The 6,708-nt window shown below is 26.5% G+C and carries 8 protein-coding genes; 4 read left to right on the plus strand and 4 right to left on the minus strand.

Going from position 1 to position 6,708, the window contains the following annotated elements:
- Positions 1-95: 95 nt before the first annotated feature.
- The gene (locus tag NNC19_RS17010; RefSeq protein WP_310939873.1) at positions 96-743 is read left to right on the plus strand and encodes an amidase domain-containing protein; all 648 of its coding nucleotides are present in this window, start codon (positions 96-98) and stop codon (positions 741-743) included.
- Positions 744-785: 42 nt separating this feature from the next.
- Here NNC19_RS17010 and NNC19_RS17015 read toward each other — a convergent pair whose 3' ends face one another.
- Positions 786-1,172 carry a hypothetical protein gene (locus NNC19_RS17015; RefSeq protein WP_310939874.1) on the minus strand — a complete coding sequence of 129 codons (387 nt, stop codon included), beginning with the start codon at positions 1,170-1,172 and terminating at the stop codon, positions 786-788.
- Between the two features lie 142 nt (positions 1,173-1,314).
- On the opposite strand from NNC19_RS17015, the gene NNC19_RS17020 reads away from it, so the two are divergent.
- Positions 1,315-1,470 (plus strand): hypothetical protein, encoded by a 156-nt coding sequence (locus NNC19_RS17020; protein ID WP_310939875.1) that lies wholly within the window; start codon positions 1,315-1,317, stop codon positions 1,468-1,470.
- Between the two features lie 45 nt (positions 1,471-1,515).
- Here NNC19_RS17020 and recQ read toward each other — a convergent pair whose 3' ends face one another.
- Entirely contained in the window at positions 1,516-3,942 is a 2,427-nt protein-coding gene (gene recQ, locus NNC19_RS17025; protein ID WP_310939876.1) for a DNA helicase RecQ, read from the minus strand.
- Between the two features lie 164 nt (positions 3,943-4,106).
- On the opposite strand from recQ, the gene NNC19_RS17030 reads away from it, so the two are divergent.
- A complete protein-coding gene (locus NNC19_RS17030; RefSeq protein ID WP_310939877.1) occupies positions 4,107-4,277 on the plus strand; it encodes a hypothetical protein in 171 nt (56 codons plus the stop codon).
- A gap of 95 nt (positions 4,278-4,372) precedes the next feature.
- Here NNC19_RS17030 and NNC19_RS17035 read toward each other — a convergent pair whose 3' ends face one another.
- Entirely contained in the window at positions 4,373-4,516 is a 144-nt protein-coding gene (locus NNC19_RS17035; RefSeq protein ID WP_310939878.1) for a hypothetical protein, read from the minus strand.
- A gap of 280 nt (positions 4,517-4,796) precedes the next feature.
- Positions 4,797-6,227, minus strand: coding sequence for an adenylosuccinate lyase (purB, locus tag NNC19_RS17040; protein WP_310939879.1), 1,431 nt, complete (start codon positions 6,225-6,227; stop codon positions 4,797-4,799).
- 167 nt (positions 6,228-6,394) lie between these two features.
- Here purB and NNC19_RS17045 point away from each other — a divergent pair, with 167 nt between their 5' ends.
- Complete coding sequence (locus NNC19_RS17045; RefSeq protein WP_310939880.1) at positions 6,395-6,634, plus strand: DUF378 domain-containing protein; 240 nt, start codon at positions 6,395-6,397, stop codon at positions 6,632-6,634.
- Positions 6,635-6,708: the final 74 nt, after the last annotated feature.

Consider the following 6,708-nt stretch of genomic DNA (forward strand, 5'->3'; position numbering starts at 1 on the left):
TAATAACCAGATTGCACCATTCTTTTTCATTTATAACCCCCCCTACGAAAAAAACATGCAAAGAAGAAATTCAATACATTTTTATTATAAAAGACATGAAAATACTATATATGATTAATAAAGAAGAGTTTCCTATAGAATACAACAGCCTTCTTCAGAATCATTTTAATAAAGAATTTAATTTAAATTTTATAAAACATAATTTAGAAAGACAGAACTATAATAAATTTATTGAAAACATTGATACAACATATGAGGAATTTAATAAAATTACTTCCAGCATTACTCGAAAAGATTATAATAAACCAGAATATAATTTGAATAAAGATAAAATAATTAAATATGCTCGCAAATATGCACTTAATTACAATAAATCATATAAGAACTTTGATAATACTGGTGGGGATTGCACTAATTTTGTTTCCCAATGTCTTCATGAAGGAGGATTGCCATATTCATTAAATTGGAAGCCTTATACAACCACTTGGATAAGAGTAAATGAACTTTACTATTATGCTTTGAAAATAGGATTTAATTCAACTGACTTTTCTGCTATGAACACATCAGATATTATTCAATTTCATTCTATTAAGAAAGGTTTTTTCTCTCATTCAGGGATAATCTCTGAAATTTTGCCTAATAATGATTGCTTGTATTGTTGTCATAGTTTTGACAAACTTGATTATCCTTTAAGTGAAGTTTATCCTTTATTTTATAATAAAATTAGAATTATAAACATATAAACCAAAGGAGCTAAAAAGCTCCTTTTCTAATAAAATATATAATTATTCCTTAAAAAAATCTAAAAGAATTTGTTTTTCATGCGATAGCATATTTAAACCTTCTAGGTTTCTATGTCCAATCCATTTGCACTCTTTATAATTTTTATCTAATATAGCCTTCTCTTTAATTCTACCTGTATAAACCATAACACACTCATCTTCATTTGAATCTAAATTATATTCTCCAACTGGCTCTACATCAAATACAACAGATTTTAATATATCCTTTGCACCCCTAGCAATACATTTATCGTGACTTTCCTTTCCTTTTAGTTTTTGTGATAATAAAGACCAAGTTTCAACTTCTCCTCTTTTAACTTTCTTGTTTAAAATCAATACATTGTGAAAATCATCTTTAATTATTAAACTACAACCAATTACCTTAGCCATATATTTCCCCCCTGATATAGTTTTATGTGTGTTAGTAAATTTATATTATCATAAATTAGATTATTTTTCTATTTAATAAAATAAATTTTTATGATTATTAACAAAAAACTATGAAATACTATAGTTATAGAGGAGTGATATTATGAGTAAAAATGATAAAAAAAAGCGTACTTCTGGAGTAATTCATTCAGCAAATGCAAAGATGCCAACCCCAGAAAAATCCTTTAATACCCCTACTTCCGATTATGAATTTACTGACAATGAGCATGTAGTTATAACATCTCGTAGAGGCCGTTAAAACTAGGGAGAATAAAATTATTCTCCTTATTATACATCAAAATAATTATGCTATATTATAGTAATTTTTCAAAATTACTGCTCTAATTGATTCATATTTAATTCTAGGATCTAAATTCTTCTTAATATCTCCCACTCTCTCTACTCCAAATTCTTTACATGCCTTTAAAATATATTTTTCATCGTCTTTATTAAAAAGTTCACTTACATTTAATTTAAATGTAATAGACCCATTTTCTTTAATATATTCAGTTATATATCCTAAAATTGTAGATACTGAAACTTCAATTTCACTTGAAATTTCTTTAATTTCATATCCTTCATTTAGCATATCTATTACTATCTCTTCATGATTTCTTTCTTCTCCATCAATAATAAGTTTCAATTTACCTCTATACTCCCAATCCCTTTGTATATTTTTCTCTTCAACATACTTTTTAACAATTCCTATTATTTGTTCTCCATAAGATTCAACTTTTCTAGGTCCAATTCCACTTATATCACTAAGCTCTTCTAAAGATAAAGGATACCTTCCACTAATCTCTTTCAATGTATCTTGGTGAATTATAGAATATGCTAATTTATTTTCCTTTGAAGAAATATCTTCTCTTAGTTCTCTTAACTTTAAATATAAATGTTCATCACTATTTATATAAAAATTAACTCTATCTTCACTATCTTCTTTATAATATCCTTTATCTATTTTATTTTCAGTTATATACTTTTTAATTTCTTCCATAAATATATATCCATACTTTTCACATTTAGCTTCTCCAACACCTGTGATTTCTAATAACTCTTCTTTAGTAATAGGATATAAGTTGCTCATTTCTCTTAATGTCCTATCTCCAAATACTATATATGGAGGTACGCCTTCTTCAGAAGCTATATTAAATCTTAATGTTTTTAAAAGGCTAAATAAAGTATTTACTTCAAGTATAGTATCTTTTACACTTATTTCTTTTAATAGTACTTTATGCTCTCCTCTAAGTACTTTAACGGATAGATTATTTAATCTTAGTACAGGATAAGTTCCTTCAACCTGATCAACAATTCCATGAGATATTAAAGTGTTAATAAAACTTACTAATTCATCCTTTTTATATTCTTTCATTATTCCATATGTTGATAGTTTATCAAAATTTAAACTAACCACTTTTTGATTTTTAGACCCTCTCAAAACATCCACAATCATAGTAACGCCATATCCTATTTTCATTCTTCCAATACAAGATAGCACTTTTTGACTATCAATTGTTTTATCTACTACTTCCCCTTCACTTAGACAATTACTGCAATTGTTACATTCTTTTGTTACCTCTTCTCCAAAATAAGTTAATATATATTTTCTATAGCAATCTGCTGAATACACTAGTCCAACCATCTCTTGTAACTTTTTATATGCTACAGCTTTTCTCTCCTCACTACTAAACCCTACATCTATTAAATATTTTTGAAGATGAATATCTCCTGGTGTAAATAGTAATATACATTCACTTTTTTCACCATCTCTCCCAGCTCTACCTATTTCTTGATAATATGCTTCTATACTTTGAGGCATATTATTATGTATTACAAACCTAACATTAGGTTTATCTATTCCCATTCCAAATGCATTTGTTGCAACCATAATGTTTATCTTATCTTTAATAAACATATCTTGAAATTCTTTTCTTTCTATATCCTTAAGTCCTGCATGATATTTTCCTACTTTATAACCTAAATTTAAAATTTCATCATATATTGAATCTACTTCTTTCCTTGTAGCACAATATATTATTCCAGATAGTTCTGAATGCTTTTTTATATATTCTTTTAGGAATTTGTCCTTTCTTCCTTCTTTTACAATGTTAATCTCTAAATTTTCTCTATCAAAACCATTTACAAATACTTGTGGCTCTTTAAAATCCAATAGATTCACTATATCATTTTGTACTTCTAAAGAAGCTGTTGCTGTAAAAGCTGTTACTACTGGCCTGAGTTTAAATTTGCTAATAAAACTTCCTATTTTCCTATAACTAACTCTAAAATCATGCCCCCATTGAGAAACACAATGAGCTTCATCAATAGCTATTTGTGATACATCCATACTAAAAATTTCATCTATAAAATTTTTAGAATCAAGTCTTTCAGGTGAAATATATATTATTCTATATTCTGAATTTTTTAATCCATATAAAATTTCTTGTATTTCGTTATTATCTAAGGTGCTATTAATAAATGCTACACTTATTCCAATTCCCCTAAGAGAATCCACTTGATCCTTCATTAATGATATTAATGGTGATATTACAATTGTTATTCCCTCAAATATTAATGCAGGTATTTGATAACAAATTGATTTACCAGCTCCTGTTGGCATAATTGCAAGGGTATCATTTTTTTTTAATATACTTTCAATTATCTTACCTTGACCTTTTCTAAAATTTTTATATCCATAATATTTTTCTAAAACCTCTAAAGATTTATCCATAAAAGAATCACTCCTAATTATTTTCTATTTATATATTAACATAATTAACAAGAACATACATTCTTATTCAGTAAAATATAATTTTATTTATCTATTAAAAAATTTATAATATTTGTCCATTAGGGCAAAATATCAATAGAAAATAAACAAAAGGAGGATTTCACTTGGATAATAATAAAAACAGACTAAAAGATCATTCAAAATCAAATGCCGAATTGCGCAAAATGTATTCTGAAGCAGGATCTGATATTGGCATAATAGATGGTGAAAAGTTAGGTTCTCATAGTAATGGCAAGAAATATACTAAAAGATCAAAGTTATCTCACAACAAATAAATTTATATAAAACTTAATAATTTCTAAAAAATAATGATCAAATTACATTAGACTATAGATTGATTCTATAGTCTGCAATTTGATCATTAAATAAGTTATCCTCTAATAGTCCCCTTATTCATAAAATCGTCTTCTTTTATTCCTAGTTCGTTACAAGCCTCCTCAAATGTACAACCTGTTTCATCCATAAACTTTGCTACATAATTATCTAATGATGGTATACAATTGTTATTATCCATTTAAATCCCTCCTTTTTATAATTTAATAATTAGTATTTGCATATATAAATAATACTATGCACATTATTTTCAAAATATTTACCTGAATTTAAAGTTAATTTAATACTTATTATACATATTATAACAAGTAAAGTATACGTATTCAACCTTATATTTATAGATATATTAATATAATTGTAAATACATTTTTATTAAAAAATATAAAAAGTTGTTTTAAAATATAAAATTTATATTTTAAAACAACTTCATTTTGTAAAATTAAGTTAATGAATATATATGCTTAAACATTTATTTCACTCTTAACTTCAATAGCATCCTTATTTTCTTCTATAATATTCTTAACATATTCATCTATAAACTCCACAACTTGACTTGGTGCTCTTCCAACAAATTTAATTGGATCAATTATTTCAATAATCTCTTCTTTAGATAATTTAAAGCTAGTATCTTCAATTATTCTCTTAATTAAATCATTATCTAGCCCTTCCCCTTTTACTCTTTGTGCCGCTGCCATTGAGTGTTCTCTAATCCTTTCATGAAGTTCTTGTCTATCTCCACCCTTCTTAACTGATTCCATCATTATGTTTTCTGTCGCCATGAATGGTAATTCATTATTTACATGTGCTTTAATAACTTTTTCATACACAACCATATTTTCAGCTATATTAATATATAGATTTAAAACACCATCTAAAGCTAGAAACGCTTCTGCTACAGATATTCTCTTGTTAGCAGAATCATCTAATGTTCTCTCAAACCATTGAGTAGAAGCTGTTATAGCTGGATTTAAAGCATCTACTATAACATATCTAGCTAAAGCTCCCATTCTTTCACTTCTCATAGGATTTCTCTTATATGCCATAGCAGATGACCCTATTTGATGCTTTTCAAATGGTTCTTCAACTTCTTTCATATTTTGCAGCAATCTTAAATCATTTGAAAACTTATATGCACTTTGTGCAACTTCTGATAATGTATTTAATACGATTGAATCTAATTTTCTAGGGTATGTTTGCCCAGTTACACCAAAACTCTTTTCAAATCCCATTCTTTCTGCAACCATTTTATCAAGTAATTTAACTTTTTCCTCATCACCTTCAAAAAGATTGACAAAACTAGCTTGAGTTCCAGTTGTACCTTTAACTCCTAATAACTTTAACTTAGATAACAAGAAATCTATATTTTCAATATCTATAACTAAATCTTGCATCCATAATGTTGCTCTTTTTCCTACTGTAGTTAATTGAGCTGGTTGAAAATGTGTAAATCCAAGTGTTGGCATATCCTTATATTTAATTGCAAACTTGCTTAATCTATGTAATACTGTAATCATTTTTTTCTTAACTAATAGTAATGCATCTCTCATTATTATTACATCTGTATTATCTCCAACATAACAACTTGTAGCTCCTAAATGGATAATTCCTTTTGCTGCTGGGCATTGAAGACCATATGCATAAACATGACTCATCACATCATGTCTTACTTCCTTTTCTCTCTTTGTAGCTTCATCATAGTTTATGTCGTTTATATGAGCTTTTAACTCACCTATTTGTTCATCTGTAATATTTAAACCTAATTCTTTCTCACACTCAGCTAATGCAACCCATAGCTTTCTCCAAGTTGTGAATTTCATATCATCAGAAAAGATATAACTCATTTCCTTTGAAGCATATCTTGAATTCAAAGGACTACTATATAAATCTCTCATCTTCAACCTCCGTACGAATATATTTGTGTTTTTTTTTATTATCATTCGTATTATATCATATAAAGTAAAATCTTTCATCTTTGTAAGAAAAAAATTACATAAGTTATAATTATGAAAAGTAGTCATATATTTAATTAAACAGATACTTTATAAATGAGGTGTATTATATGTATAAATTAAATTTATGGGACAAAATATCATTTGTATTATGTATTATAGGTAGTATTAATTGGGGATTTATAGGATTATTCAATATAAATTTATTTAGTATTATTACAGTTAATATTATTATGTTACAAAGAATTATTTATATTATAATTTTATTATCCTCTATTAATTTAGTTTATACTTTTTTAAGATGCTTTTTTAATTTTGATGGTGAACATATAAAAATTAAAGGAAAGTAAAAAAAGTGGCTATGCCACGCTCCCTTCGGGAAAATTATTTTGCAAGCTAAATTTAAAAGCATGGAATACTAAAA

Source organism: Clostridium sp. SHJSY1 (assembly GCF_031626875.1).
Classification (GTDB): domain Bacteria; phylum Bacillota; class Clostridia; order Clostridiales; family Clostridiaceae; genus Clostridium.

Coding starts and splice junctions, on each gene's coding strand:
- purB (WP_310939879.1), bottom strand. CDS start 6,227: ATGAGAGATTTATATAGTAGTCCTTTGAATTCAAGATATGCTTCAAAG.
- NNC19_RS17015 (WP_310939874.1), bottom strand. CDS start 1,172: ATGGCTAAGGTAATTGGTTGTAGTTTAATAATTAAAGATGATTTTCAC.
- NNC19_RS17035 (WP_310939878.1), bottom strand. CDS start 4,516: ATGGATAATAACAATTGTATACCATCATTAGATAATTATGTAGCAAAG.
- NNC19_RS17010 (WP_310939873.1), top strand. CDS start 96: ATGAAAATACTATATATGATTAATAAAGAAGAGTTTCCTATAGAATAC.
- NNC19_RS17045 (WP_310939880.1), top strand. CDS start 6,395: ATGTATAAATTAAATTTATGGGACAAAATATCATTTGTATTATGTATT.
- recQ (WP_310939876.1), bottom strand. CDS start 3,942: ATGGATAAATCTTTAGAGGTTTTAGAAAAATATTATGGATATAAAAAT.
- NNC19_RS17020 (WP_310939875.1), top strand. CDS start 1,315: ATGAGTAAAAATGATAAAAAAAAGCGTACTTCTGGAGTAATTCATTCA.